The 26,744-nt window shown below is 73.9% G+C and carries 24 protein-coding genes; 15 read left to right on the top strand and 9 right to left on the bottom strand.

All coding sequences use genetic code 11. The features are described from left to right. Positions 1 to 438: 438 nt before the first annotated feature. A complete protein-coding gene (locus IEY96_RS04330) occupies positions 439 to 1,122 on the top strand; it encodes a S1 family peptidase (RefSeq protein ID WP_091315786.1) in 684 nt (227 codons plus the stop codon). 12 nt (positions 1,123 to 1,134) lie between these two features. Continuing rightward, positions 1,135 to 1,713 (top strand): YbjQ family protein, encoded by a 579-nt coding sequence (locus tag IEY96_RS04335; RefSeq protein ID WP_189193452.1) that lies wholly within the window; start codon positions 1,135 to 1,137, stop codon positions 1,711 to 1,713. A gap of 10 nt (positions 1,714 to 1,723) precedes the next feature. Here the strand turns inward: IEY96_RS04335 and purB are convergent, their stop codons facing one another. Both purB and IEY96_RS04345 read right to left on the bottom strand, forming a co-directional pair. Then, positions 1,724 to 3,145 carry an adenylosuccinate lyase gene (purB, locus tag IEY96_RS04340; protein WP_189193453.1) on the bottom strand — a complete coding sequence of 474 codons (1,422 nt, stop codon included), beginning with the start codon at positions 3,143 to 3,145 and terminating at the stop codon, positions 1,724 to 1,726. Between the two features lie 54 nt (positions 3,146 to 3,199). Beyond that, positions 3,200 to 3,451, bottom strand: a complete 252-nt coding sequence (locus IEY96_RS04345) for a hypothetical protein (protein ID WP_189193454.1) — start codon at positions 3,449 to 3,451, stop codon at positions 3,200 to 3,202. Positions 3,452 to 3,617: 166 nt separating this feature from the next. Here IEY96_RS04345 and IEY96_RS04350 point away from each other — a divergent pair, with 166 nt between their 5' ends. Then, a complete protein-coding gene (locus tag IEY96_RS04350; RefSeq protein ID WP_189193455.1) occupies positions 3,618 to 5,918 on the top strand; it encodes a right-handed parallel beta-helix repeat-containing protein in 2,301 nt (766 codons plus the stop codon). Positions 5,919 to 5,979: 61 nt separating this feature from the next. Here IEY96_RS04350 and IEY96_RS04355 read toward each other — a convergent pair whose 3' ends face one another. Beyond that, positions 5,980 to 7,272, bottom strand: a complete 1,293-nt coding sequence (locus tag IEY96_RS04355; protein ID WP_189193456.1) for an acetyl-CoA C-acetyltransferase — start codon at positions 7,270 to 7,272, stop codon at positions 5,980 to 5,982. A gap of 54 nt (positions 7,273 to 7,326) precedes the next feature. On the opposite strand from IEY96_RS04355, the gene IEY96_RS04360 reads away from it, so the two are divergent. The 7 genes from IEY96_RS04360 to IEY96_RS04390 all read left to right on the top strand — a co-directional run bounded on the left by IEY96_RS04360 (position 7,327) and on the right by IEY96_RS04390 (position 14,535). Continuing rightward, entirely contained in the window at positions 7,327 to 8,685 is a 1,359-nt protein-coding gene (locus IEY96_RS04360) for a 3-oxoacyl-ACP reductase (RefSeq protein WP_189193457.1), read from the top strand. A 293-nt stretch (positions 8,686 to 8,978) separates the two neighbouring features. Continuing rightward, entirely contained in the window at positions 8,979 to 9,869 is an 891-nt protein-coding gene (locus IEY96_RS04365; protein ID WP_229791399.1) for a MaoC/PaaZ C-terminal domain-containing protein, read from the top strand. Between the two features lie 86 nt (positions 9,870 to 9,955). Beyond that, entirely contained in the window at positions 9,956 to 10,708 is a 753-nt protein-coding gene (locus IEY96_RS04370; protein WP_189193458.1) for an NUDIX hydrolase, read from the top strand. Further along, positions 10,705 to 11,679, top strand: coding sequence for a BUD32 family EKC/KEOPS complex subunit (locus IEY96_RS04375; protein WP_189193459.1), 975 nt, complete (start codon positions 10,705 to 10,707; stop codon positions 11,677 to 11,679). Before IEY96_RS04370 ends, IEY96_RS04375 begins: the two co-directional genes overlap by 4 nt. A 10-nt stretch (positions 11,680 to 11,689) precedes the next feature. Then, on the top strand, positions 11,690 to 12,646 hold the full coding sequence (locus IEY96_RS04380) for a hypothetical protein (protein ID WP_189193460.1): 957 nt from the start codon (positions 11,690 to 11,692) through the stop codon (positions 12,644 to 12,646). Beyond that, positions 12,643 to 13,893: an adenylosuccinate synthetase gene (locus IEY96_RS04385; protein WP_189193461.1), complete on the top strand. Its 1,251-nt coding sequence runs from the start codon at positions 12,643 to 12,645 to the stop codon at positions 13,891 to 13,893. The genes IEY96_RS04380 and IEY96_RS04385 overlap by 4 nt, the downstream gene beginning before the upstream one ends. A 24-nt stretch (positions 13,894 to 13,917) precedes the next feature. Beyond that, complete coding sequence (locus IEY96_RS04390) at positions 13,918 to 14,535, top strand: DedA family protein (RefSeq protein WP_189193462.1); 618 nt, start codon at positions 13,918 to 13,920, stop codon at positions 14,533 to 14,535. A 9-nt stretch (positions 14,536 to 14,544) separates the two neighbouring features. On the opposite strand, the gene IEY96_RS04395 is transcribed toward IEY96_RS04390, so the two are convergent. Continuing rightward, positions 14,545 to 15,192, bottom strand: coding sequence for a response regulator (locus IEY96_RS04395; RefSeq protein ID WP_189193463.1), 648 nt, complete (start codon positions 15,190 to 15,192; stop codon positions 14,545 to 14,547). Then, a complete protein-coding gene (locus IEY96_RS04400) occupies positions 15,189 to 16,343 on the bottom strand; it encodes a sensor histidine kinase (RefSeq protein ID WP_189193464.1) in 1,155 nt (384 codons plus the stop codon). Before IEY96_RS04400 ends, IEY96_RS04395 begins: the two co-directional genes overlap by 4 nt. 160 nt (positions 16,344 to 16,503) lie before the next feature. On the opposite strand from IEY96_RS04400, the gene IEY96_RS04405 reads away from it, so the two are divergent. Further along, entirely contained in the window at positions 16,504 to 17,190 is a 687-nt protein-coding gene (locus IEY96_RS04405; RefSeq protein WP_189193465.1) for a DedA family protein, read from the top strand. Here IEY96_RS04405 and IEY96_RS04410 read toward each other — a convergent pair. Further along, the gene (locus IEY96_RS04410; protein ID WP_189193466.1) at positions 17,165 to 17,803 is read right to left on the bottom strand and encodes a TetR/AcrR family transcriptional regulator; all 639 of its coding nucleotides are present in this window, start codon (positions 17,801 to 17,803) and stop codon (positions 17,165 to 17,167) included. The two genes, IEY96_RS04405 and IEY96_RS04410, sit on opposite strands and share 26 nt — an antisense overlap. Positions 17,804 to 17,880: 77 nt before the next feature. Here IEY96_RS04410 and IEY96_RS04415 point away from each other — a divergent pair, with 77 nt between their 5' ends. From IEY96_RS04415 to IEY96_RS04430, 4 genes are all read left to right on the top strand, one after another. Beyond that, entirely contained in the window at positions 17,881 to 18,333 is a 453-nt protein-coding gene (locus tag IEY96_RS04415; RefSeq protein ID WP_091315823.1) for an SCP2 sterol-binding domain-containing protein, read from the top strand. Position 18,334: 1 nt separating this feature from the next. After that, positions 18,335 to 19,549, top strand: coding sequence for an acyl-CoA dehydrogenase family protein (locus IEY96_RS04420; protein WP_189193467.1), 1,215 nt, complete (start codon positions 18,335 to 18,337; stop codon positions 19,547 to 19,549). A gap of 174 nt (positions 19,550 to 19,723) precedes the next feature. After that, positions 19,724 to 21,289 (top strand): AMP-binding protein, encoded by a 1,566-nt coding sequence (locus IEY96_RS04425; protein WP_189193468.1) that lies wholly within the window; start codon positions 19,724 to 19,726, stop codon positions 21,287 to 21,289. Positions 21,290 to 21,384: 95 nt separating this feature from the next. Continuing rightward, positions 21,385 to 22,953, top strand: coding sequence for a N,N-dimethylformamidase beta subunit family domain-containing protein (locus IEY96_RS04430; protein WP_229791372.1), 1,569 nt, complete (start codon positions 21,385 to 21,387; stop codon positions 22,951 to 22,953). Positions 22,954 to 23,035: 82 nt separating this feature from the next. Here the strand turns inward: IEY96_RS04430 and purD are convergent, their stop codons facing one another. From purD to IEY96_RS04445, 3 genes are all read right to left on the bottom strand, one after another. Next, positions 23,036 to 24,283 (bottom strand): phosphoribosylamine--glycine ligase, encoded by a 1,248-nt coding sequence (purD, locus tag IEY96_RS04435; RefSeq protein ID WP_189193469.1) that lies wholly within the window; start codon positions 24,281 to 24,283, stop codon positions 23,036 to 23,038. A gap of 89 nt (positions 24,284 to 24,372) precedes the next feature. Next, the gene (locus tag IEY96_RS04440) at positions 24,373 to 25,296 is read right to left on the bottom strand and encodes a type IV toxin-antitoxin system AbiEi family antitoxin domain-containing protein (protein WP_189193470.1); all 924 of its coding nucleotides are present in this window, start codon (positions 25,294 to 25,296) and stop codon (positions 24,373 to 24,375) included. Between the two features lie 155 nt (positions 25,297 to 25,451). After that, the gene (locus tag IEY96_RS04445) at positions 25,452 to 26,741 is read right to left on the bottom strand and encodes an adenylosuccinate synthase (RefSeq protein ID WP_189193471.1); all 1,290 of its coding nucleotides are present in this window, start codon (positions 26,739 to 26,741) and stop codon (positions 25,452 to 25,454) included. Positions 26,742 to 26,744: the final 3 nt, after the last annotated feature.

The following is a 26,744-nucleotide window of genomic DNA, read 5'->3' on the forward strand; positions in this document are numbered from 1 at the left end:
CCGGCCCACAACGGGCGAGCGCAGCCAGCCTACCTGGCAGATACGGCCCCGCCCGCACCGGCCGGGGCCGGGTCAGGCAGTGATCGGCGTGACCGGCCACCGGGACGGAAGGCCGATGCGCGTTCGTTGCGGCGTCGATACGAATTTGTTGCCGGGCGCGGCTGCCGGCTCGCGGCGACAGGCCCCTCACCAGGCATTTTGCCGTACGCCCCCGGCGGCGGGACCGGTTTCCGACAGACGGCCGGCCCGCACCGCCACAGAGGGCCGATCGATCCACCGATTTCGATAGAACTCTTGTGACGAACATCAGCCGACCCTTAGCATTCATCGTCAGACGTCGATGAGGTCATCGACCGGCCCGCCGGGTCCACCCGCCCCGGTCGGGTCACCCCCTGCCCGGCGAACCCGGGCACCCCTGTCGCAGAAGGAGTCCCCGACATGCGCCTCCGTCCCCTGCTCGCCGTGCTGACCACCGCCCTCGCCGGCGTGCTCGCCACCGCCTCCGGGGCCGCCGCCGCGCCGGCCGGCCCGCAGCCGATCATCGGTGGCGGCACCGTCTCGTCCGCCCCGTGGGCCGCAGCGGTGTTCAGCAACGGCTCGTTCACCTGCTCCGGCAGCGTCATCGCCTCGCAGTGGGTGCTCACGGCCCGGCACTGCGTCAGCGGCTCGATGTCGGTCCGGGTCGGCAGCGTCTACTACGCCTCCGGCGGGGTCACCCGCACGGTGAGCGCCTCCTACACCCGCTACGACCTGGCCCTGCTCCGCCTCTCCAGCGCGGTCAGCACCTCCACCGTGACGCTGGCGAGCAGCAACCCGCCGGTCGGCTCGACCAACTCGATCTACGGCTGGGGCATGACCTGCTACAGCGGCTGCGGCGCGTCTCCCCAGCTCAAGACCGCCAGCGTGCAGGTGACCAGCACCAACGCCACCGACGCCTACGGCGGCCAGGCGATCCGCAGCACCCGGATCAACGGCAACGCCTGGCGGGGCGACTCGGGCGGCCCGCAGTTCTACAACGGCCGCCAGGTCGGCGTGGCCTCCACCGCCGACGGCTACAGCATCCAGAACTACGGCAGTGTCGCGTACAACCGGTCCTGGATCACCTCGGTGGCCGGTGTCTGACCGTTAGCGCCGGTGCGGCGCGGATGGGTCGGTGGCACCCCGACCGTCCGCGCCGCGCCGTTTTGCAGCATCCGATCAGGTGAACACGGCTCACGAACCGGCCGCCCGACGGCTGACAGCATCGGAAGCGTGCTGGTCGTGACGACGGATCAACTGCCCGGCTACGAGATCCGCCAGATCCTCGGCGAAGTGGTCTCCTCGATGGCGAGGACCCGCAACCCGTACCGCGAGGGGGTCAAGAACCTGCGCGGTGGCGCCTACGACCCGATGGCGCCGGACAACCTGACCCGCTGGCGCACCGACTCGGTGGCCCGGCTCGGTGAGGAGGCGCAGCGGATCGGCGCGAACGCGGTGATCGGCATGCGCTTCGACAGCCGGGACTGCGGCGAGATGTGGATGGAGATCTGCGCGTACGGGACGGCGGTGATCGTCGTACCCAAGATGCCCGATGTCATGCCGCCCGACCAGCCGATGGTCGCGGCCGAGAGCGCCCACGAGCCGGAGATCGCCGCAGCCCCCGGCGGCATCGCCGAACCGGCCAGCGCCCCGAACCTGTCGTCGGCCGCCGACACCCCGACCCGCGACTCCTGACCCCCGCGGGTCAGAGGATGGGAGGCGGGGAGTAGGCGGCGGCCTCGGGGTGGGCTTCCACGATCCTGGTGATGCGGGCGGTCACCCGGTCGACCTGGGCGCCGGCGGCGCCCACGAAGGCGTTGCGGTCGGCGACCAGGGCGTCGATCTCCGCCCGGCTCAGGCCGAGCCGGCCGTCCGCGGCGAGGCGGTCGAAGAGGTCGTTCTCGGCGGCGCCCTTCTCCCGCATGGCCAGCGCCACGGCGACCGCGTGCTCCTTGATCACCTCGTGCGCGACCTCCCGGCCGACACCCCGGCGGACCGCCGCGACCAGGATCTTGGTGGTGGCCAGGAAGGGCAGGAAGCGCTCCAGCTCCCGGTTGATCACCGCCGGGTACGGGCCGAACTCGTCCAGCACGGTGAGGAACGTCTGGAAAAGCCCGTCGGCCGCGAAGAAGGCGTCCGGCAGGGCCACCCGGCGGACCACCGAGCAGGAGACGTCCCCCTCGTTCCACTGGTCGCCGGCCAGCTCGCCGACCATCGACAGGTAACCCCGGATGATCACCGCGAAGCCGTTCACCCGCTCCGACGAGCGGGTGTTCATCTTGTGCGGCATCGCGCTGGAGCCCACCTGGCCGGGCTTGAAGCCCTCGGTGACCAACTCCTGGCCCACCATCAGCCGGATCGTGGTGGCCAGCGACGACGGCGCGGCGGCGACCTGGGCCAGCGCGGAGAGCACGTCGAAGTCCAGCGACCGCGGGTAGACCTGGCCGACGCTGTCCAGCACCCGCGCGAAGCCCAGGTGCCCGGCGACCCGGCGCTCCAGCTCGGCCACCTTGTCGGCGTCGCCGTCGAAGAGGTCGAGCTGGTCGGCGGCGGTGCCCACCGGACCCTTGACGCCGCGCAGCGGGTAGCGGTCGATCAGGTCCGTCAGCCGCTCGTACGCGATCAGCAGTTCCTCGGCCGCGGAGGCGAAGCGCTTGCCCAGCGTGGTGGCCTGCGCGGCCACGTTGTGCGACCGGCCGGTCATCACCAGGCCGGAGTACTCGTGGGCGTGCCACGCCAGCCGGGCCAGGGTGGCAACCACCCGGTCCCGGATCAGCTCCAGCGAGGCCCGGACCTGGAGCTGCTCGACGTTCTCGGTGAGGTCCCGGGAGGTCATCCCCTTGTGCACGTGCTCGTGCCCGGCGAGCGCGCTGAACTCCTCGATCCGGGCCTTCACGTCGTGTCGGGTGACCCGCTCGCGCTCGGCGATCGAGGCCAGGTCGACGTCGTCGACCACCCGCTCGTACGCCTCGACCACCCCGTCCGGCACCGGCACGCCGAGGTCCCGCTGGGCCTTCAGCACGGCGAGCCAGAGCCGCCGCTCCATGCGTACCTTCTCCTCCGGCGACCAGAGGGCGACCAGCTCGGGCGAGGCGTAGCGGTTGGCGAGCACGTTCGGGATCGTCACGGCCCCATTCTCCCGTACGCGCCGACCAGCGCTCCGGCCGGCCCAGGGGCCGGATCAGGTCGGGGCGGGGCGGCCCGTGAGGGCGTGGTAGAGCCCCGCGCAGGCGTCCTCCTCGGTGTCGAAGCGCTGGCGGACGTCGTGCACCCCGCGCTCGTAGAGGCCGATCTCCCAGCCACCGCCGGGAGCGTGGCGGAGGAACCAGAAGTCGGGCGGGACCGGCACGTGCTCGTGCACGTCCTCCAGCTCGAAGGCGTCCGGCGACAGTCCCGCCGCCAGCAGGGCGCCGCGTACCTGGTGCCGATCCACACCTGACCTCCTGTCCATGCGAGGAACTCAGCGGACGCCGGACTGGGGCGAACCACGGGCCGACCGCCGCCCGATTTGCCGGTGGGGACAGCGGGAAACGTTCCGCTACGCAAAAATCGGCTCCCCGGCCCGTCCGGCGCCCCTTCTCCTCGACCGAGGAATCCACATGCACAAACCTTCCCTCGCCGGTCTCACCGCTCTCGCGCTGACCGGCGGCACCCTCCTGGCCACCGCCGCCCCGGCGCACGCGGCCGAGGGCACCCTCTACGTCAGGCAGCTCTCCAGCGCCTGCTCCGACCAGGGCCCCGGCACGCTGGAGCAGCCGTTCTGCACGATCGCCGCGGCCGCCGCGGCCACCGACGGGGAGTGGGTCGACGTCGGCTCGGGCAACTACCGCGAGCGCGTCACCGTCACCACTTCCGGGTCCGACTGGATGCCGGTCGTCTTCTTCGCCACCGGCTCCGCGACCCTCGTCGGGCCGAACGCCGGCTTCGTCATCGACGGCCAGCACCACGTCACCATCCAGAACTTCCGCGTCAACGGCTACGGCGACTCGCCCGCCCTCGACATCCGCGACTCCTCGGCGATCACGGTCGACGGTGGCGGCTTCGCGATGGTGGAGGGCGCAGGGACGCCGGCCGTGCGGCTCGCTGGCGTCACCGACGCGAGCCTGCGGCACTTCACCGTCACCGGCCGGGGTGCGGCCGGGATGACCATCGCCGCCAGCAGCGACGTGTCCGTCTGGGACACGACCGTGACGACCGTCAGCGGCGACACCCCCAGCCCGACCGTCGGCATCCAGGTCGACGGTTCCCGCAACACCCTCCTCGGCAACACCGTCAGCGGCTTCACGGGTGCCGCCGTCGCGGTCGAGCCCGGTGCGACCGGCACGGTGGTGGTCAACAACCAGATCGACGGTGGACCCGGCCACGGCATCCACAACCGCGGCGCCGCCGGCACGGCGATCACCAACAACACCGTCCGGGAGCGCTGCCTCGACGGCATCCGCATCGACGGGGCCTCCACCGGCGTTTCCGCCCAGAACAACGTCCTGACCACGAACGGCGGGGTCGGCCCCGGGACCTGCTTCGGCACCGGGGTGGAGCTGGGGGTGTACGGAAACGCGGTCCGGGACGTTGTGATCGACTACAACAACGCCGACCACTACCTCGGGTCCTCACCGACGATCTACGCGTGGAACGGCACGCCGATGAGCCTGGCGGCCTTCCGTGCCGCCTCGGGTCAGGCCGCTCATGACCGGGAGACGGCGAACCTCAGGGACGCCTTCGACTCCGCGAACTCCGCGGCGCCCGGCTACCAGACCGAGGACCGCGACGGCAGGGTACGCATCGACGACCCGGCGGTGCCGAACACCGGCGTCGGCCCGGTGACCTACGCCGACCGGGGCGCGATCGAGACGATCCGGACCCCGGTCGTGCGCACCGCGCTCACCCTCGATCTCAGCGCGAGCGCCGTGAAGGTGGACGCCACCGCTTCGGAGTCGGGCACCTACCCGATCGAGTCCTACCAGTTCACCTTCGGCGACGGCACGACCGTCACCCAGACCTCGCCGGTCGTCACGCACCACTACGCCAACCCGGGCGAGTACACGGTCTCCACCAAGGTCATCGGCACCGACGGCAGGTCGGGGACCCGGACGGATCCGATCAGCGTGCTCCGCCGGACCGCCACGGTGGGCCTGCTCGCGCTCAGCAACCTCCGGTACGTCGCCCCCTCCTCCGGCGGGCCGAGTCTCCAGGCGAACCAGCCGGGCCTGACCGCGGCCGGGCAGTTCGACCTGGCGGACGCCGGCTCCGGCAACGTCGCGATTCTCTCCCGGGCGACCGGGAGGTACATCGCCACCGGATCCTCGGGGCTGGCCGTGGCTCCGACCAGCGTCAAGGTCGCCGATGCGGAGAAGTTCACCGTGCTCCGGAACACCGACGGCACCATCAGCATCAGGTCGGTGGTGGGCAACCGCTACCTGGGCGCCGCCTCGACGCACTCCTTCTACCTGCTTCCGGACACGACCTCGATCGGCACCGCGCAGAAGTTCTACCGGGTGGTCGCCACCGATGCGGACCGGTCGTTCAAGGCCCGCGCGAACGGCCGCTTCGTCACCGCCGACAGCGCCGGCGCCAAGCCACTGATCGCGAACAGCACCAGCGTCGGGGCCGGACAGCGGTTCGACCTGGTCGACCTCGGCAACGGGCAGATCGGCGTCTTCGCCCGCGCGAACAACCGCTTCGTCTGCGCGGACAACGGCGGCCTCAACCCGCTGATCGCCAACCGGACCAGTGTCGGGGCCTGGGAGAGGTTCACCCTGATCCGCAACGCCGACGGCACGGTGAGCCTCAAGGCCGGCGCCAACAGCAGATACGTCACCGCGGAGAACGGCGGCGCCAAGCCGCTCATCGCCAACCGCACCGCGATCGGCCCCTGGGAGAAGTTCGACCTCGGAAGCTGAACCGTCGCGCGACGAACGACGCCCGCCCGGGTACGGCCCGGGCGGGCGTCGCCGTTGGAGATCAGCGTTCGAGGATCGCGGTCACGCCCTGCCCACCGGCCGCGCAGATGGAGATGAGCCCCCGCCCGCTCCCCTTCTGGTCGAGGAGCTTGGCCAGGGTCGCCACGATCCGGCCGCCGGTGGCCGCGAACGGGTGCCCGGCGGCCAGCGAGGAGCCGTTGACGTTGAGCTTGTCCCGGTCGATCCCGCCGAGCGGCGCGTCCAGGCCGAGCCGCTCCTTGCAGAACTCCGGCGACTCCCAGGCCGCCAGCGTGGCCAGCACCTGGGAGGCGAACGCCTCGTGGATCTCGTAGTAGTCGAAGTCCTGAAGGGTCAGCCCGGCCCGGGCCAGCATCCGGGGCACCGCGTACGCGGGGGCCATGAGCAGCCCTTCGTCGCCGTGGACGAAGTCGACCGCCGCCGTCTCCGACCAGGAGAACCAGGCCAGCACCGGCAGGTGGTGCTCGCGCGCCCACTCCTCCGACGCCAGCAGCACGGTGGACGCGCCGTCGGTGAGCGGGGAGGAGTTGCCGGCGGTCATGGTGGCCCGCTCGGCGTCCGGGCCTTTGGCGCCGAAGACCGGCTTGAGCGAGCCGAGCTTCTCCAGGCTGGTGTCCGGGCGGAGGTTCTGGTCGCGGGTGAGCCCCAGGTAGGGGGTCAGCAGGTCGTCGAAGAACCCCTTCTCGTACGCGGCGGCGAGCCGCTGGTGCGAGCGGAACGCCAACTCGTCCTGGGCCTGCCGGTCGACGTTCCAGCGCAGCGCGGTCCTCGCGGCGTGCTCGCCCATCGACAGCCCGGTGCGCGGTTCCGCGTTGCGCGGGATCTCCGGCTTGAAGGGCTGGAGCGGGCGGAGCTTGGCGGCGATCTTCAGCCGCTCGCCGAGCGTACGGGCGGAGTTGAGCTGGATCAGGGTCCGGCGCAGGTCCTCGTTGACGGCCAGCGGCGCATCGGAGGTGGTGTCGACGCCACCGGCGATGCCGACCTCGATCTGCCCGAGCGCGATCTTGTTGGCGACCAGGATGGCGGCCTCCAGCCCGGTGCCGCACGCCTGCTGGACGTCGTACGCCGGGGTGTGCGGGTCGAGCCGGGAACCGAGCACCACCTCGCGGGTGAGGTTGAAGTCCCGGGAGTGCTTCAGCACGGCGCCGGCCACCACCTCGCCGACCCGCTGCCCGGCCAGCCCGAACCGGGCGACCAGCCCGTCCAGCGCCGCACCGAGCATGTCCGCGTTGGACGCGTGCGCGTAGCGCGAGTTGGACCGGGCGAAGGGGATGCGGTTGCCGCCGATCACCGCGACCCGCCGGACACTCTGCACGATCGGCCTCCTCGAAGCTGTTGCCCGAACCCTACTCGCCAGTAGGCTACGCCTATGACCGACAGGTACGCGAGCTTCGTCCAAACGGCGGCCGGCCGCACGCTGGTCAAGCGCCTCGGGCTGCCCGACCCGCCTCGCCTTCGCCGGCACACGCCGGGCGACCCGCTCGTTCCCGGGCCGGTCCTGCTCGGCTCGTCGACCGGCGGCCGGCTCGCCGAGCCGGTGGGCAAGGTCCTGACCGCCGCCGGGGTCGAGCTGGTCGACCCGGCCGCCGCGACCGACGCCACCACCCGCTTCGCGGCCCTGGTGTACGACGCCAGCGGCATCACCGACTCCACCGGGCTGCGCCAGCTCTACGACTTCTTCCACCCGCAGGCGCGGGCGCTGCTGCCCAGCGGCCGGGTGATCGTGCTGGGCACCCCGCCGGCCGAGTGCGGCTCGCCCCGGGAGGCGACCGCCCAGCGCGCGCTGGAGGGGCTGACCCGCAGCATCGGCAAGGAGTTCGGCCGGGGCGTGACCGCCCAGCTCGTGTACGTCACGAAGGACGGCGACGCCGGCACGCCGGTCAGCCTGGAGTCCACCCTGCGCTTCCTGCTCAGCGGCCGGTCCGCGTACGTCTCGGGCCAGGTGATCCGGGTCGGCGCCGGCACGGCCACGGCGCCGGCCGACTGGGACCGGCCGCTGGACGGTCAGGTCGTCCTGGTCACCGGGGCGGCCCGGGGCATCGGCGCGGCGCTGGCCCGCGTGCTCGCCCGGGACGGCGCCACGGTCGTCGCGCTCGACATCCCGGCCGCCGGGGACGAGCTGGCCGCGGTCGCCAACGAGGTCGGCGGCAGCGCGGTGCAGCTCGACCTGACCGCGCCGGACGCCCCGACCCGGCTGGCCGACCACCTGGCGAGCCGGCACGGCCGGGTCGACGTGGTGGTGCACAACGCCGGCATCACCCGGGACAAGACGCTGGGCCGGATGGACGCTGACCGCTGGGACTCGGTGATCGACGTGAACCTCTCCAGCCAGGAGCGGATCAACGACGTGCTGCTGGAGCGCGACCTGATCCCGGCCGGCGGCCGGATCGTCTCGGTCTCCTCGATCGCCGGCATCGCCGGCAACCGGGGCCAGACCAACTACGCGACCAGCAAGGCCGGCGTGATCGGCCTGGTCGACTCCCTCTCCCCGGTGCTGCGCGAGCGGGGCATCAGCCTCAACGCGGTCGCGCCCGGCTTCATCGAGACCCGGCTGACCGCCCGGATCCCGCTGATGATCCGCGAGGCGGGCCGGCGGATGAACAGCATGGCCCAGGGCGGCCTGCCGGTGGACGTGGCCGAGACGATCGGCTGGCTGTCCTGGCCGGCGAGCGGTGCGGTCAGCGGCAACGTGGTCCGGGTCTGCGGCCAGAGCCTGCTGGGGGCGTGATGGCGCGGCGGAAGCAGCGGCCGGAGGAGCCGGCCGAGGAGCTGTCGGTGCACGAGCTGATCGAGGGTCCGACCCAGGACCTGACATCGGCCCGCGCGGCGCTCGCGGCGCGCAGCGCCCCGGAGCCGCCGATCGAGGCGACCCAGGACCTGTCCGCGCTGGCCGAGGACCACACCCAGGACCTGTCCGCGCTGGCCGAGGACCGCACGCAGGACCTGTCCGCGCTGGCCGGGGACCGGACCCAGGGCCTGGCCAGCGCCGCCGCGGCGGTCGCGGCGGGCGGGGCGGCCACCCTGACCGCCCCGGAGCGCACCGGGCCGGACGGGCGTCTGCGCATCGACCTGCCCCGGCTGCCCGCGCCGGGGGCGCTCTACCGGCGGGCCCTGCTGGGCGCGCTGCCCGGGACGGGCGGCCGGCGGCGGCCGGAGGTGCCGGCCGTGGAGCTGGCCGTCACGGGGGTGCCGGTCGACCCGGCGCACCTGGCCGACTACGACCGGGTCTGCGGGTTCCGGCTGGCCGACCGGCTGCCGGCGACGTACCTGCACGTGCTGGGCTTTCCGCTCTCGCTGCGGTTGATGACCGCGCCGGAGTTCCCCATCCCGCTGACCGGGGTGGTGCACGTGGCGAACCGGATCACCGTGCACCGGCCCGTGGAGGCCGGCGAGACGGTGGACTTCCGCACGTACGCCGAGAACCTGCGCCCGCACGAGCGGGGCCGGCAGCTCGACGTGGTGCTCGTCGGCTCGGTCGGCGGGGAGGAGGTCTGGCGGGGCGTCTCGACGTACCTCGGGAAGGAGCGCACGGCGGGCGGCGGCCCGCGGCCCGACCGGGGTGACCGCCCGACCCCGCCGCCCGCCTCGGCGCACTGGCGGGTGACCCCCCGGGTGGGGACCGACTACGCCCGGGTCTCCGGCGACCACAACCCGATCCACACCTCAAGGCTCGGCGCGCGGCTGTTCGGCTTCCCGCGCCCGATCGCGCACGGCATGTGGAGCAAGGCCCGCTGTCTGGCGGCGCTGGAAAGCCGGCTGCCGGAGGCGTACACGGTGGAGGTGGCGTTCAAGCTGCCCGTGCCGCTGCCGTCCACGGTGGCCTTCAGCGCCACCGCCACGGGCGCGGCCTGGGACTTCGCGCTGCACGACGCGCGGCAGGGCCGGCCGCACCTGGTGGGCACCGTCCGCTGAGGAAAGAGGGGGCTTGAGGTCCCCTCTTTCGTGCGCTAAGTTGTTCTCAGATTGAGTTGTTCTCAGCATGAGAGAGACGAGACGACGTGAACGAGCAGGACTTCCTCGCCGCGTACGACCCCCGGGACTACCCGGCGGTCGCCGTCACCGTCGACGTGGTCGCGCTGACCATCCGCGACGGCGCGCTGCACCTGCTGCTGATCCGCCGGGCCGCCCCGCCCTTCGCGGGGCACTGGGCGCTGCCCGGCGGTTTCGTCCGCCCCGACGAGGACCTGGCCGCCGGCGCCCGGCGCGAGCTGGCCGAGGAGACCGGCCTCGGCGGCGAGCGGCTGCGCCGGGTCCACCTGGAGCAGCTCGCCACCTACGGCGGGCCCGACCGCGACCCCCGGATGCGGGTCGTCTCGGTCGCCCACCTGGCCTTCGCCCCCGACCTGCCCGACCCGGTCGCCGACACCGACGCCGACGACGCCACCTGGCTGCCGGTGACCGCGCTGACCAGCCGGCAACTCGCCTTCGACCACGGCCGGATCATCGACGACGGGCTGGAGCGGGCCCGGTCCAAGCTGGAGTACACGCCGCTGGCCACCCGGTTCCTGGAGCCCGAGTTCACCATCACCGAGCTGCGGGCCGTCTACGAGACGGTCTGGGGGCACCCGCTGCACGCCGGCAACTTCCACCGCAAGGTGCTCTCGGTGCCCGGGTTCGTGGAGAGCACCGGCGCCAGCACCGAGCGCGGCGGCGCGCGCGGCGGGCCCCGGGCCAAGCTCTACCGGGCCGGCGATGCCCGGCTCCTCCACCCGGCGCTGCTGCGCCCCGCCCGGGAGGAGACGGTGCGGTGAGGACCGAGGACGCCATCCGGCTCGTCGCCACGGCGCGCGGCGACGCCGACCTGTTCGGCACCGACGCGCCGGCCCGCCGCTACCGCGAGCTGGTCACGGCGCTGCACCCCGACCGGCTCGGCGCGGTCGACCCGGGGGTACGCGCCGCCGCCACCGACGCGCTCATGGCGGTGACCGCCCGCTGGCGGGGCGGCCGCGGCGCCGAACTCGGCGACTACGCGTTGCGCCGGATCGCGTACGTCGGGGACGTGGCCGACCTCTACGACGTCGGGCGGGACCGGCTGCTCAAGCTGCCCCGGAATCCGGCCGACAACGACCTGATGGCCCGCGAGGCGCGCGCCCTGCGGCGGATCGCCGAGCGGGGCGACCCGCGCCACCTGCCCTACGTGCCCCGACTCGTCGACCACCTGCCCGCCCGCGACCCCGCGACCGGCGCGGAACGGCTGGTCAACGTGGTGGCCGCGGCACCCGGGCTGCACAGCCTCGACGAGGTGCGCCGGGCGTACCCGGACGGGCTGGACCCGCGCGACGCGGCCTGGATGTGGCGGCGGCTGCTGGTCGCCCTCGGCCTGGCCCACCGGGCCGGGGTGGTGCACGGCGCGGTGCTCCCCCGGCACGTGCTGGTCGAGCCGGCCGCGCACGGCGTGGTCCTGGTCGACTGGTGCTTCGCGGTGGTCGGCGAGGCCGCCGTCCCGGCGCTGGTCCCCGGCCACGAGGACTGGTACCCGGCCGAGGTGACCGCGCGGCGGCCCGCCGGCCCGGGCACCGATCTGGCCATGGCCGCGCGCTGCATGACCTGGCTGATGGCCGACCGGGCGCCGCGCGAGCTGCGCGCCTTCGCGGCCGGCTGCCAGCGCCCGAAGCTGGCCGCCCGCCCCGACGACGCCTGGCGGCTGCTCGGCGAACTCGACGAGGTGCTGGACCGCCTCTTCGGCCCCCGCACCTTCCGCCCCTTCACCCTCAATCCCTAGGGAGGCTGCCATGGGCAGCGGAATCTGGTCCACCGACGTGTACGACGCCGCCGACCGCTACCGGCGGGCCACCGGCGCGAGCGCGTTCTCGTACAGCGACAGCGGGGCGCGGACCGTGCACCCCGCGCTCGACCCTCGTGGCGCGGTCCGGGAGAGCCGCGACTCGGCCGAGCACCCGCGGTCGACGCCCATCGCGGTGCTCTTCGACGTGACGGGCTCGATGGGGCACGTGCCCCGGGTGCTCCAGAGCAAGCTGCCGCAGCTGCTCGGCCTGCTGCTCCGCCAGGGGTACGCCCCCGACCCCCAGCTCATGTTCGGCGCGATCGGCGACGCCACCTGCGACCGGGTGCCGTTGCAGGTCGGCCAGTTCGAGTCCGACAACCGGATGGACGACGACCTCGGCCGGATCGTGCTGGAGGGCGGCGGTGGCGGCCAGATGACCGAGTCGTACGAGCTGGCCCTGTACTTCATGGCCCGGCACACGGTCACCGACAGCTGGGAGAAGCGGGGGCGGCGCGGCTACCTGTTCATCATCGGCGACGAGCTGGCGTACCCCCGGGTGGACCGGCGGCAGGTGGCCCGGCTGATCGGCGACGACCTGCGCGAGGACGTGCCGCTGCGGCAGATCGTCGACGAGGTGACCCGGCGCTGGGACACCTACTACCTGCTCCCGGCCGGCAGCGCGTACGCGGGCAGCCGCAAGGTGCTCGACTTCTGGCGCGGCCTGCTCGGCCAGCACGCCGTCGAGCTGGACGACCTCGACGCGGTCTGCGAGACCATCGCGCTCACCGTCGGCCTCGGCGAGCAGGCCATCGACCTGGACGCCGGACTGCGTGACCTGGACCGGGCCGGGTCGACGGCCGGCCGGACCGTCTCCCGGGCGCTCGCCCGCCTCGGCGGCGGCCGGCGCGCGGTGGCCACGCTGCCGTTCGCCCCGAGCGACGGAAGCGGGGTCACCCGGCTGTGAGGCACGTGATGGTGGTCGACCTCGGCTACGGCGACGCCGGCAAGGGCACCGTCGTCGACTGGCTCTGCGCGAGCCGGCCGGTGCACACGGTCGTCCGGTTCAACGGGGGCGCGCAGGCGGCGCACAACGTCGTGCTGCGCGACGGACGGCACCACACGTTCGCGCAGTTCGGCGCGGGGACCTTCCGCCCCGGGGTCCGTACGCACCTGTCGCGGCACGTGGTGGTGGACCCGCTGGCGCTGGCCGCCGAGGCCGACCACCTCACGGCGGTCGGGGTGCCCGACGCGCTCGACCGGCTGACCGTGGACGGGGAGGCGCTGCTGGCCACCCCGTACCACCGGGCCGCCAACCGGGCGCGGGAGATCGCCCGGGGAGCCGACCGGCACGGCTCCTGCGGGCTGGGGGTGGGCGAGGCGGTCGCGTACGGCCTCGCCCACCCCGACGAGGCGCCCCGGGTGGCGGACTGCCGGCACCCGGCGGTGCTGCGCCGCCGGCTCACCGCGCTGCGGGACCGGCTCACCGCCGAACTCGGCCCGCTGGACGCCCCGCCGGTCGAGGACTGCCTGCCCGCGTACGCCGGCTTCGCCGACCGGGTGGCGATCGTCGACCGGGGGTGGCTGTCCGGGGCGCTGCGGGCCGGGACCTGTGTGTTCGAGGGGGCGCAGGGGGTGCTGCTGGACGAGTGGCACGGCTTCCACCCGTACACCACGTGGAGCACCACCACCTTCGCCAACGCCGAGGCGCTGCTCGCCGAGGCCGGCCTGGCCGGCACCGCGCAGCGGCTCGGCGTGCTGCGGGTGACCACCACCCGGCACGGTCCCGGGCCGCTGGTCACCGAGGACCCCGCGCTGCCCTTCGCCGATCCGCGCAACCCGACCAACCCCTGGCAGGGCCGGTTCCGGTTCGGCCACTTCGACGCCGTGGCCCACCGCTACGCCCTGGATGTGGCGGGCGGCGTGGACGGGCTGGTCCTGACCCACCTCGACCTGGCCGGCCCGGCCCTGCGCATCTGCCGTCGCTACGACACCATCGACCGGCTCACCCCCGGCCCGGCCGGCGACCTCGACCGCCAGGCCGCGCTCACCGACCGGCTGCTCCGGGCCCGCCCGGTCCTCGACGAGGCGCCCGCCGACTGGCCGGCCGCGGTGGCGGCCGAGCTGGGCGCGCCCGTGCTGCTCACCTCGCACGGGCCGACCGCCGAGGACAAGCTTCCCGCCCTCGCCGGAGCCGTTTCCGCTCCCCGCTGACACCCCACCGCCGAGCATGGGTGCATGGGGGACGTGGTCGACCTGCTGCACCAGACGGTGACCTCGCCGTGGGTGTACCTGGTGATCATCGTGGTCACCGCGGTCGACGCGTTCTTCCCGGCGGTGCCGGGCGAGACCGTGGCGATCACCGCCGGGGTCTTCGCGGCCGGCGGCGAGCCGCAGTTGGTCGGGGTGATCGTGGCCGCCGCGTTCGGCGCGCTCGCCGGCGACCACATCTCGTACGCCATCGGGCGCGGCGGCGGCGCACACCGGCTGGCCCGGCTGCCCGCCGACAGCCGGCGCCGGGCGGGTTCCGAGTGGGCCCGCCGGGCGGTCGACCGGCGCGGCGGCATCATCCTCACCTCAGCCCGGTACGTGCCCGGCGGGCGGACCGCCGTCACCCTGACCATGGGCGCGGTCCGCTACCCGCTCCGCTCCTTCCTCATGTACGACGCGCTGGCCTGCGCCACCTGGGGCACCTACTGCGGACTGCTCGGCTACTTCGGCGGGCTGGCCTTCGAGCACAACCCGATCCAGGGCCTGCTCGCCGGCGTCGGCATCTCGGTGGCGGTCACCGGCCTGTTCGAGGCCGCCCGCTGGGCCCGCCGCCGCGCCCACGCCCGGGCCACCGCGCGCCGCTGACCGTGGCTCTCACTCCTCCAGCAGGTCGGCGTCGTGGACCAGGATGGCGAGCTGGACCCGGTTGGCCACGCCGAGCTTGGCCAGCGCGCGGCTGACGTGCGTCTTCACGGTCGCCTCGCTCGCGCCGATCCGCCGGGCCACGTCGGCGTTCGCGTCACCCCGGGCCACCTCCCGGACGATCGCCGCCTCCCGGTCGGTGAGCCGGGCCAGCCGCTGCCGGGCGGCCTCCCGCCGGGCCGGACCGCGTTCGGCGAACGAGCTGATCAACCGCCGGGTCACCGTCGGAGCGAGCATGGCGTTGCCGGCCGCGACGGTCCGCACGGCGGCCGCGAGCTCCCGGGGCGGGGTGTCCTTGAGCAGGAAGCCGACCGCGCCGGCGCGCAGCGCGGCGTGCACGTACTCGTCCCGGTCGAAGGTGGTCAGCATGACGACCCGCGGGCCCTCGGCGACGATCCGTGGCGCAGCCGTCAGCCCGTCGGTGCCCGGCATGCGGACGTCCAGCAGCACCACGTCAGGCCGCAGCCGGACGGCGGCGGCCAGCGCCTCGTCACCGTCGGCCGCCTCGCCGACCACCGCGATGTCCGGCGCGGCCTCCAGAATCAGCCGCAGGCCGGCGCGGACCAACTGCTCGTCGTCGGCGATCAGGGTGCGGATCATGGCAGCTCCTCGACCGGTACCAGCGCCCGCAGCAGGAATCCGCCGTCGGCGGTCGGACCGGCCGACAGCCGGCCGCCGGCCAGCTCGACCCGCTCGCGCAGCCCCACCAGGCCGAGCCCCGCGCCGGGCAGGGCGGGGCCGGGCCGGGTGGCCGGGCCGTTGCGGACGACGACCTCGATCCCGTCGGGCAGGTGCCGCAGGCGCACGGTGACCGGCGCGTCCGGGGCGTGCTTGCGCACGTTCGTCAGCCCCTCCTGGACCACCCGGTGCACGGTCCGGGCCACCGCGCCCGGCACCGGCCCGGACGTCCCCTCGTCCCGCCGGTCCACCCGGAGACCGGCCGCCCGGGAGTCCGCCACGAGCTCGTCGACCGCGTCCAGCCCGGCGGCGGGAAGCGGGGTGCCGCCGCCGGCCGGCTGGCGCAGCACACCGAGCACCTCGCGCAGGTCGGTCAGGGCCGCCCGGCCGGTGGAGCGGATCAGCGCGGCCGCCTCGACGGTGACGGGGTCGGCGGCGGTCACCTCCAGCGCCCCGGCGTGCACCACCATGAGCGAGACGCGGTGCGCCACCACGTCGTGCATCTCCCGGGCGATCCGGGCCCGCTCCTCGGCGCGTACCCGGTCGGCCCGCGCCTCCTGCTCGCGTTCCAAGCGCTCGGCGCGGTCCCGGAGGGCGGCCAGGGTGTCCCGCCGCGCCCGGATCCACAGGCCGGCGAGGAGCGGGAAGACCACCAGCCAGGCGACGAGCGCCACGGCGTTGGCGCCGGTCGCGGTGGTCAGCCGGCGCTCCCCGCCGACCACGACGCCGACCACCACCCCGACCACGGCGACGAGTCCCGCCCCGAGCAGGTGCGCCGCGAGCCGCCGACCGCGCAGCCCGACCCCCGCCCGCCAGGAGACCAGGACGGCGGCCGGCCAGGCAGCCAGGACGACCCAGCCCACCACCGCCGCGGCGACCAGCGGCCAGCGGCGAGCCGTGACGGCCGCGCCGCCCGAGGCCAGCGCCACGACCAGCACGAGCAGCCGGGGCAGCGGCGAGCGGACGCCCAGCGCACCGGTCGCCGACGCCCAGGTGCCGGCCGCCACGAGCCCGGCGAGCAGGAGCGGCGTGTGCCGCTCGGCCCGCCGCAGCAGGGTGGCGCGGGTGGTCACCCGGCGAGCCTAGGCCGGGCCGGCGCGCGACGGGGCGTACCTCCGGGTGGGTTGGGGGCCGACCCCGAGGACCCGTCGGGGTACGACGCGACGAAAGTGACCCCCGCCGGCCGACCGACGGCAGATGGCGCGGACCGGCGGCGCGACCAGCATCGGGGCCATGGATTCCGTGCTCGACCTGCTCCACCAGACCATGTCCTCCCCGTGGGTCTACCTGGCGCTGTTCGCCGTCGCGGTGGTCGACGGCTTCTTCCCGGTGGTGCCGAGCGAAACCGCCGTGATCACGGCCGGGGTGTTCGCCGCCACCGGCCAGCCGGACCTGCCGCTGGTGGTCGGGGTGGCCGCGCTCGGCGCGCTCGTCGGCGACCACATCTCGTACGCGATCGGCCGGCACGGCGGCGGCCGGCTGCTGGCCCGGCTCCCGGTGGCCGGCCCGGCGGGTGGCCCGGCGACGGGCCGGACCGTTCGGGGCAGCCGGCGGCGGGCCGCGTTCGAGCGGGCCCGGCGCGGCATCGCGACGCGCGGCGGGCTGATCCTCACGGTGGCCCGGTACATCCCGGGTGGACGGACCGCGGTCACCCTGACCATGGGGGCGACCCGGTTCCCCCGGCGACGGTTCCTCGCCTTCGACGCGCTGGCCGCGCTCTCCTGGGGCCTCTACTCGGCGCTGGTCGGCTACCTGGGCGGGCTCGCCTTCGAGCGGGACCCCGTCCGCGGGCTGTTGCTCGGGCTGGGGCTGGCGCTGACCCTCACCGTGATCGTGGAGGCGGTGCGCTGGGCCCGGGGCCGGCGCCGGCGCCGCCGGGTGGCGTGTGCCCGGGTCAGCCGGCCGGCGGATGCCAGGTGATCCCGCGCAGCAACTGGTCGGCGCCGAGCCAGGCCACGTTCATCATCCGGGTGGCGGTCTTCTCCGGGTCGGCCTCCGGGTGGTCGGCCAGCCAGTCGGCCAGCGACTCGGTCGCGCCGACCAGGGCGTACGCGACGACCTCCAGGTCGGTGGCGCGGACCTCGCGCCCCTTGGCGCGCAACGCGTGGTCGAGCATCCCGGCGACCACCTCGACCAGCCGGCCGCGCATGGTGGCCAGCTCGGCGGCGAACGGCTGCTCGCCGCGGGCCTGCCGGTAGAGGACGGCCCAGCCGTCCCGGTGCGCGCCGACGAAGCCGAAGAAGGCGCGGAGCCCGCGCCAGAGCCGCTCGTCGGCGGGCAGGTCGGAGGCGGCCGCCCCCGCGATGGCCTCCATCATCCGGGTGCCCTCGCGGTGCAGGCAGGCGACGAAGAGCTCCTCCTTGGTGCCGAGGTACGCGTAGACCATCGGCTTGGAGATGCCGGCGTCGTCGGCGATCTCGTCCATGCTGGCCGCGTGGAAGCCCCGGCGGGAGAAGACCTTGACGGCCGCGTCGAGCATCTGCTGCTCGCGCACGGCGCGGGGGAGGCGCTTGAAGGTCGGTGTGCTGGACACCCTTGCGAGCATACCTACTCGTGCGTAAGGTTACGCCGGAGTAACCAAAGTCGGCTCGCCCGAGAGGTGCATCCCCCATGAGTGACTTCGACCCGGCCAACTTCGCGAACGTCGGCCCGAAGGAGTTCGCGCAGCTGGTCAAGTCCACCCCCGACGACAAGCTCGCCGAGATCATGTCCGGCGACCTGCGCGGCAAGATCCTCAGCGAGGTCTTCAACCGGATGCCGAGCCTGTTCCGGGCCGACCGCGCGGGTTCCACCAACGCGGTCATCCACTGGAACATCACCGGTCGTCCCGACGGTGGCACCGACACCTACGAGATCGTCATCGAGAACGGCACCTGCACCGTCTCGGAGACCCCCACCCGGGACCCGAAGCTCAGCCTCACCATGGGCCCGGTCGAGTTCCTGAAGATCGTCTCCGGCGGTGGCAACCCGGTCATGATGTTCATGACCGGCAAGCTGAAGGCCAAGGGCGACCTCGGCCTCGCCGCCAACATCGCCAACCTGTTCGACATCCCCAAGGCCTGAGATGGCCGAGTTCTCGCTCGACCTGAACGAGGAACAGCGGGACCTTCGCGACTGGGTGCACGGCTTCGCCGCCGAGGTCGTGCGCCCGGCCGCGGCCGAGTGGGACGCCCGCGAGGAGACGCCCTGGCCGATCATCCAGGAGGCGGCGAAGGTCGGGCTGTACGGCTTCGAGTTCCTCGCCACCTGCTGGGCCGACCCGACCGGGCTCTCCCTGCCGATCGCCAGCGAGGAGCTGTTCTGGGGTGACGCCGGCATCGGCCTGAGCATCTTCGGCACCTCGCTGGCCGTCGCCGCCATCTACGGCGCCGGCACCCCCGACCAGCTCGTCGAGTGGGTGCCGCAGTGCTTCGGCGACGTCGACCAGCCCGCCGTAGCGGCGTTCTGCACCACCGAGCCGGAGGCCGGCTCCGACGTCGGGTCGATGCGGACCCGGGCCGTCTACGACGAGGCCACCGACGAGTGGGTGCTCAACGGGCAGAAGGCGTACGCCACCAACGGCGGCATCGCCGGAGTGCACGTGGTCACCGCCTCGATCGAACCCGAACTGGGCTCGCGGGGGCAGGCCGCGTTCGTCGTGCCGCCGGGCACGCCGGGGCTCAACGCCACCCGCAAGCTGCGCAAGCTCGGACTGCGCGCCTCGCACACCGCCGACGTCTTCCTCGACGACGTACGCGTGCCGGGGCGCTGCCTGCTCGGCGGCAGGGAGGCGCTCGACGAGCGGCTGGCCCGCGCCCGTACCGGCCAGCGCGCCTCCGGTCAGGCCGCGATGCGCACGTTCGAACTGTCCCGACCGACCGTCGGCGCGCAGGCGCTCGGCGTGGCCCGCGCCGCGTACGAGTACGCCCTCGACTACGCCAAGGAACGGGTCCAGTTCGGCCGGCCCATCATCGAGAACCAGGCGGTCGCGTTCGCGCTCGCCGACATGAAGATGGAGATCGACGCGGCCCGGCTGCTGGTCTGGCGGGCCTCCTGGATGGGTCGCAACAACCGGCCGTTCAGCGCGGGCGAGGGCTCGATGTCCAAGCTCAAGGCCGGCGAGGTGGCCGTCTCGGTCACCGACCGGGCCGTCCAGCTCCTCGGCGGCGCCGGCTTCCTGCGCGACCACCCGGTCGAGCGGTGGTACCGGGACGCCAAGATCTACACGATCTTCGAGGGCACGTCCGAGATCCAGCGACTGGTCATCTCCCGGGCCATCTCCGGCATGCAGATCCGTTGATCGCCGGCGGACCCCGACCCGACCCGCGGTGGCACCGCGCGCCGCGGGTCGGGCCGCCGGTCCGCCCCGCACGTTCAGGATGTCCGCAGGCTGGGCAACTGATCACGTGCCCTGGGCCGCGCGCTGCCGCGGGTGCATGATCGGGAGAACACGAACGCGAAGGAGGGTCGCGACTTGGACCTGCCGTTCATCGTCGCCACGCTGACCCGACGCGGACTGCTCAACCCGGGCCGCCCGATCCGGGTGGCCTCCCAACTCAACGCGCTGCGCCGGTGGGGCTGGAGCCTCGCCGGTGAGCTGCGCCAGGCCGCCGCGCGCGACCCGGGGCGGACCGCCGTCGTCGACGAGCACGGCACCGCGCTGACGTACCAGGAACTGCTGGACCGGTCGGAACGGCTGGCCCGGTCGCTGCGGGCCGGGCTCGGCGTCCAGGCCGGCGACCGGGTGGGCCTGCTCTGCCGCAACCACCACGGCCTGATCGAGGCGATCGTCGCCGCGATGCTGCTCGGCGCGGACGCCGTCCTGGTCAACACCGGTCTCTCCGCGGCGCAGCTGGCCACCGTGGCCGAGGAGCAGAAGCTGCGCGTGCTCGTGCACGACGCCGAGTTCGCCGAGCGGGTCCTCGGCCTCCCCGCCGAACTGCACCGGGTCGACGAGCGCGGCCAGGAGGAGCTGATCGCCGGCGCGCTGCCCGGTGACCAACTCCAGCCGCCGGAGCGGGACGGCCGGACCATCGTGCTCACCTCCGGCACCACCGGCGCGCCCAAGGGCGCCCGCCGGCCCACGCCGCACGGCTTCGGCCCGCTGGTGTCCATCATCGACCGCATCCCGCTGCACGTGCACGACACCGTGCTGATCGCCGCGCCGATCTTCCACACCTGGGGGTACGCCGCCCTCCAGGTGTCGTTCGCGCTGCGCGCCACGGTCGTGCTGCACCGGCGGTTCGACCCGGCCGCCACGCTGGCCGCCCTGGCCGCGCAGCCCTGCGACGCGCTCTTCGCCGTACCGGTGATGCTGCAACGGCTCATGGAGGTGCCGCCCACCGGGTCCCGGCCGCCGCTCAAGGTGGTCGCGGTCAGCGGCTCCGCGCTCCCCGGCGGCCTGGCCACCGCCTTCATGGACCGCTACGGCGACGTCCTCTACAACCTCTACGGCTCGACCGAGGTCTCCTGGGCCTCCATCGCCGGCCCGGCCGAGCTGCGCGCCGCCCCCACCACGGCGGGCCGCCCGCCGCACGGCACCCGGCTGGAGATCGTGGACGACGCCGGCGAACCGGTCCGGGACGGGCAGGTCGGCCGGATCTTCGTGGGCAACGAGATGCTCTTCGAGGGCTACACCTCGGGCGCCGGCCGGGAGAGCCGCGACGGCCTGCTGGACACCGGCGACCTCGGGCGGCTCAGCCCCGACGGTCTGCTCTTCGTCGACGGGCGGGCCGACGACATGATCGTCTCCGGCGGCGAGAACGTCTTCCCGTCCGAGGTCGAGGACCTCATCGCCCGGCTGCCGCAGGTCCGCGAGGTCGCGGTGATCGGCGTGCCGGACGCCGAGTACGGCCAGCGGCTGGCCGCGTTCCTCGCCCTGCACCCCGGCGAGACGCTCGACCCCGAGGCGGTCCGCGAGTACGTCCGGCACTACCTGGCCCGCTTCTCCGTGCCCCGGGACGTGGTGTTCGTGAAGTACCTGCCGCGCAACGCCACCGGCAAGGTGCTCAGCCGGGAGCTGCGCCGCTACTACGGCTGAGCCACAGGGGACGGACGGGCCGCCTCCGCCGGTGATACCTTCCCTGCGCCGGCTGTCCCGGCAGTGACTTCCACCCCCCACCGGGAGCTGCTCGCATGGTCCGGATCCGTCGGCGTTGGGCCCTCGGTCTCCTCCTCGGTGGCGTCTCCGCCACGGCGCTCGGCACCTCCGAGCCCGTGCTGAGCCGACGCCGCGCCGCCACGCCGGTCCGCCGCCAGTCCCCGCCCGTCGAGGTGGAGAACCGGGCGGCCGGCGAGCCCTGGTGGCCGCCGGACGGCGCCCGGGCCGCCGACGACCGGCGGCGGCAGATCCAGGGGTACGCCTCGGCCACCAGCCTCGCCCCCGGCGACTCCGTCGACTTCCACGTCGCGGTCAACCCGGCCGGCCGGTTCCGGATCACCGTGCACCGGCTCGGCTGGTACGACGGCGCCGGCGCCCGGACCATGCTGACCAGCCCGGACCTGGACGGCATCCCGCAGCCGGTGCCGCCCGCCGACCCGGTGACCGGGGCGATCGCCTGCCGCTGGCCGGTGTCCTGGACCCTCCGCGTCCCCGAGGACTGGACCTCCGGCCTCTACCAGGCGGTCTTCACCTCCGCCGACGGCTGGCGCGCGTGCACCCCCTTCGTGGTGCGGGACGACCGGCGGGCCGCCGCGCTCTGCGTGGTGCTGCCGGTGACCACCTGGCAGGCGTACAACCAGTGGCCGCGGGACCGGCGGGCCGGCAAGAGCCTCTACAACGGCTACGCGGCCAGCGGGCGGCGGGATCCGGCGCTGCGGGCACGCGAGGTCTCCTTCGACCGCCCGTACGCCGACGCGGGCCAGCCCACCCAGTTCAGCCGCGACCACGACGCCGTCCAGTGGCTGGAGCGCAACCGCTACGACGTCAGCTACGCCACCAGCTTCGACCTGCACTCCGGGCGGCTCGACCCGGCCCGCCACCGCGGGCTGGTGTTCTGCGGGCACGACGAGTACTGGTCGGCGGAGATGCGCCGGGCCGCCGAAACCGGGCTGGCCGGCGGCACCAGCCTCGCCTTCCTCGGCGCCAACAGCGTCTACTGGCACATCCGGGTGCGCCCCTCCGCCGACGGCCGCCCGGAACGGGTCGTCGCCTGCGCCAAGACCATGCCGGACCCGGACGAGGACGCCGCCGGGCCGACGGTGACCTGGCGCGGCCTCGACAACCCCGAGCAGGCGCTGATCGGCGTCCAGTACAACGGCATCGTCGTCACCCCGCAGCCGCTGGTGGTCCGGTCGGCCGACCACTGGGTGTGGGCCGGCACCGGGGTGGCCGACGGCGACCGCATCCCCGGGGTCGTCCGGGGCGAGGCGGACGGCGTCCACGCGGGCACCGCCCGGCCCCTCGGACTCCGCGAGACCCTGCTCAGCGGGTCGCTCTACCCCGCACAGCAGGGCGGGCGGCGGATGCAGAGCACCCACGTGTACGAACGGCCCGGGGGCGCGGTGGTCTTCGCCACCGGCACGCTCGGCTGGACGATGGCGCTCAACCGGCGCGGGTACCGCGACGAGCGGATCGAGCGGGCCACCGCCAACGTGCTCGACCGGATCCTCGGCCGCATACCCCGTGGCTCGGTGCCGCTGGACGAAACCGGCCTCGGGACGGCGGATCAGCCGGAGGTCCCACCCGGCGCGACGAACCGCTGACGACGGCCTCGGCGCGTCGGAGGCCGCGGGCGGGCGCACCCCCGCGGTTCCGCCGCGTTGGCGACGAGGCGGTCGGGTCCGGTCAGGCGGGAAGACCGATCTGGCCGTCCACGGCGGCAGCGGCGATGTCGGAACGGTGGTGCGAACCGGCCAGCTCGATGCCGCGTACCACCTCGTAGGCGGCGTCCCGCGCGGCGGCCAGGTCGGGGCCGGTGGCCGTACTGCAGAGGACCCGGCCCCCGGCGGAGCGCAGGGTGCCGTCGGCGTCCCGGCGAGTGCCGGCGTGGATGACCCCGGCGCGGTCCGCGCCGGTGATCACGTCACCGGTACGCGGCGCCGCCGGGTAGCCCTCGGCCGCCACCACGACGGTGACCGCCGCGCCGTCGCGCCAGCGCAGCGGCGGATGCGCGGCCAGCGTGCCGGTGGCGGCGGCGTGCAGCAGCCCGGCCAGCGGCGTCTCCAGCAGGGCGAGCACCACCTGGGTCTCCGGGTCGCCGAAGCGGGCGTTGAACTCGATCACCCGCGGCCCGGCGGCCGTGATCGCCAGGCCCACGTAGAGCAGGCCGGCGAACGGGGTGCCACGGCGGCGCAACTCGGCCAGCGTCGGGTGCACCACGTCGCGCATCACCTCGTCGACCAGGCCGGGCGGGGCCCACGGCAGCGGCGCGTACGCGCCCATGCCGCCGGTGTTCGGCCCGGTGTCGCCGTCGCCGGCCCGCTTGAAGTCCTGGGCGGGCAGCAGCGGCACGGCCGCCTCGCCGTCGGTGACCACGAAGAGCGAGACCTCGGGACCGGCCAGGTACTCCTCGATCACGACCCGGCCGCACTCCTCGGCGTGCCGCGCGGCGGCGGCGCGGTCATCGGTCACCACGACGCCCTTGCCCGCGGCCAGCCCGTCGTTCTTCACCACGTACGGCGCCCCGAACTCGTCCAGCGCCTTCCCGACGCTCGCCGCGTCCGTGCAGGTGTACGCCCGGGCGGTCGGCACGCCGGCGGCTGTCATCACGTCCTTGGCGAACGCCTTCGAGCCCTCCAGCCGGGCCGCCTCGGCCGACGGGCCGAACGCCGCGATGCCCTTGGCGCGGACCGCGTCGGCGACCCCGGCCACCAGGGGCGCCTCCGGACCGATCACCACGAGGTCCGCCGCCGTCTCGACGGCGAGCGCCGCCACGGCCGCCGGGTCGGTCGGGTTCACCTCCCGCACCTCGGCCACCCCGGCGATCCCCGGATTCCCCGGAGCCGCCACCAGCGCCTCAACGGAGGGATCAGCCACCAGCCCGAGCGCGAGCGCATGCTCCCGCCCTCCACCACCCACAAGAAGAACCCGCACGACCGGCATCCTACTGACCACCCCACCCACCCTTGTTGATCAAGAAGTTTGCGTCTCAGTTCCGGCCCTCCCTGACGCAAACCTCTTGATCAACGAGGCCGTCCGAGGGCGCGGGCGACCGTGTGGGGGATGTAGTCGGGGCGGAGGGTGTCGGGCCAGGTGAAGCGGAGGACTGTCCAACCGGCGTTGGCCAGGCGGTTCCGGCGGGTGCGGTCCTCGTAGATGGCCTGGGGTGTCTGGTGGGGGGTCTGGCCGTCAGCCTCGGCGATGACCCGGGCGCCGCGCCAGGCCAGGTCGCCGATGCCGAGCAGGTAGCCATCCACGTCGCGGACCTCCAACTGCAACGCGTCGGGCGGTACGCCGCCGTCCACGCAACGCAGCCGGACCCGGGTCTCCAAGGGTGACTGGGCCCGGCCGTCCGACTCGGCCAGGCAGCGTCGGGCCGCCACGGCACCCCGCCGCCGGGCGATCAGCGCCGCCACCGGGGAAAGGTCCGACTCGTCGATCAGTCGCCGGTTGAGCGCCGAGTCGACGACGGACACCGCGGAGTAGCGATCGACCCGGAGAATGACGTCGGCCACCGTGCGGACCGGGGTCGTGACGGCGACACCGGCGGTTGTGCCGACATCGCCCGGACCGAGGGTGAGCTGGTGCACCACCAGATCCGGGTCGGCCGGACGCTGGGGACGCGGCCGCCCCGGAGGCACCGAGACGTGGACCGCCGACAGGGCGCGCAGGCCACCGATGCGGTGCAGTTCGGCGGCGGTGTCCAGCACTGCGACGGCTCCGGGACCGAGGCTCTCGACGGCCGCCCGGATGCGCGCCCGCCGGAGTGCCGCCACGTCCGCCTGCGGCGCCGGCACGAAGCAGCCCCGCGCCACCCTGATCCACCGCCCCGATCGAACGAGATGACGGACCTGGTCCCGACTGAACCCCAGGGAAACGGCCTGGGAGGCGGTCACCACCCCACCCTGCCGGCCAGCAACCCGACTCAACCCAACACGATCAGCCACCCACCCAGGCTGCCCAGAGCTCCCACACCCCCGAAACCCCTGTGGACAACCTTGTGGACAACGCACGCCCAGCCGGTTGTTGATCAAGAAGTTTGCGTCAGAATTCGCGCCGATTCAGACGCAAACTTCTTGATCAACTCTGAGGAGTGGGGCCGTTACGGGAGGAGGGGGTGGCGGACTACGTTTTCCTCGCGGCCGGGGCCTACGCCTACGATGCTGACCTTTGTGCCGCAGAGTTCTTCGATGCGGGCGATGTAGCGGCGGGCGTTCTCCGGGAGGTCGGCCTCGGTTCTGGCCTTGGTGATGTCTTCCCACCAGCCGTCGAGCTCTTCGTAGATCGGCGTGGCGTGGTGGAAGTCGGTCTGCGTCATCGGCATGTCGTCGAAACGCTCGCCGTTGATCTCGTAGCCGACGCAGATCGGCACCTTGGCCATGCCGGTCAGCACGTCCAGCTTCGTGATGACCAGGTCGGTGACGCCGTTGAGGCGACAGGCGTAGCGGGCCACGACGGCGTCGAACCAGCCGGTGCGGCGCTCGCGACCGGTGGTCGTGCCGTACTCGTGACCGATCTTGCGCAGGTGCTGGCCGTTGTCGTCGAACAGCTCGGTCGGGAACGGGCCGGAACCCACCCGCGTCGTGTACGCCTTGCTCACCGCGATGACCTTGGTGATCGCGGTGGGTGGGATGCCCGCGCCCACGCACGCCCCGCCCGCCGTCGGGTTCGACGAGGTGACGAAGGGGTAGGTGCCGTGGTCCATGTCGAGCATGGTGGCCTGGGCGCCCTCCAGCAGGACGGTCTCGCCGCGGTCCAGCGCGTCCCAGAGCATCACCCGGGTCTCCGCGATGTACGGCCGGAGCCGCTCCGCGTACCGCAGGTACTCCTCGACGGTCTCGTCGACGTCGATCGCCTTGCGGTTGTAGACCTTGAACAGCAACTGGTTCTTCTCGCGGAGCGCCAGCTCCAGCTTCTTGCGCAGGATGCCGGGGTCCAGCAGGTCCTGGAGCCGGATGCCCATCCGGGCGACCTTGTCGCCGTACGCGGGGCCGATGCCCCGGCCGGTGGTGCCGATCCGGGAGCTGCCCAGGTAGCGCTCGACCACCCGGTCCAGCGCCCGGTGGTGCGGCATGATGAGGTGCGCGTCACCCGAGATCCGCAGCCGGGAGACGTCCACGCCCCGCTCGGCGAGACCGTCGATCTCCTCCAGGAGCACCTTCGGGTCGACCACCACGCCGTTGCCGATGACGATCATCGCGTCCGGCGACAGCGCACCGGACGGCATGAGGTGCAGCGCGTACTTCTGGCCGTCCGGGGTGATCACCGTGTGGCCGGCGTTGTTGCCGCCGGAGTAGCGCACGACGTAGTCGACCCGCTCACCCAGCAGGTCGGTAACCTTGCCCTTGCCCTCGTCGCCCCACTGAGCGCCGATGAGCACGATCGCTGGCATCTT

The organism is Micromonospora fulviviridis (assembly GCF_014648395.1).
Classification (GTDB): Bacteria; Actinomycetota; Actinomycetes; order Mycobacteriales; family Micromonosporaceae; genus Micromonospora; species Micromonospora fulviviridis.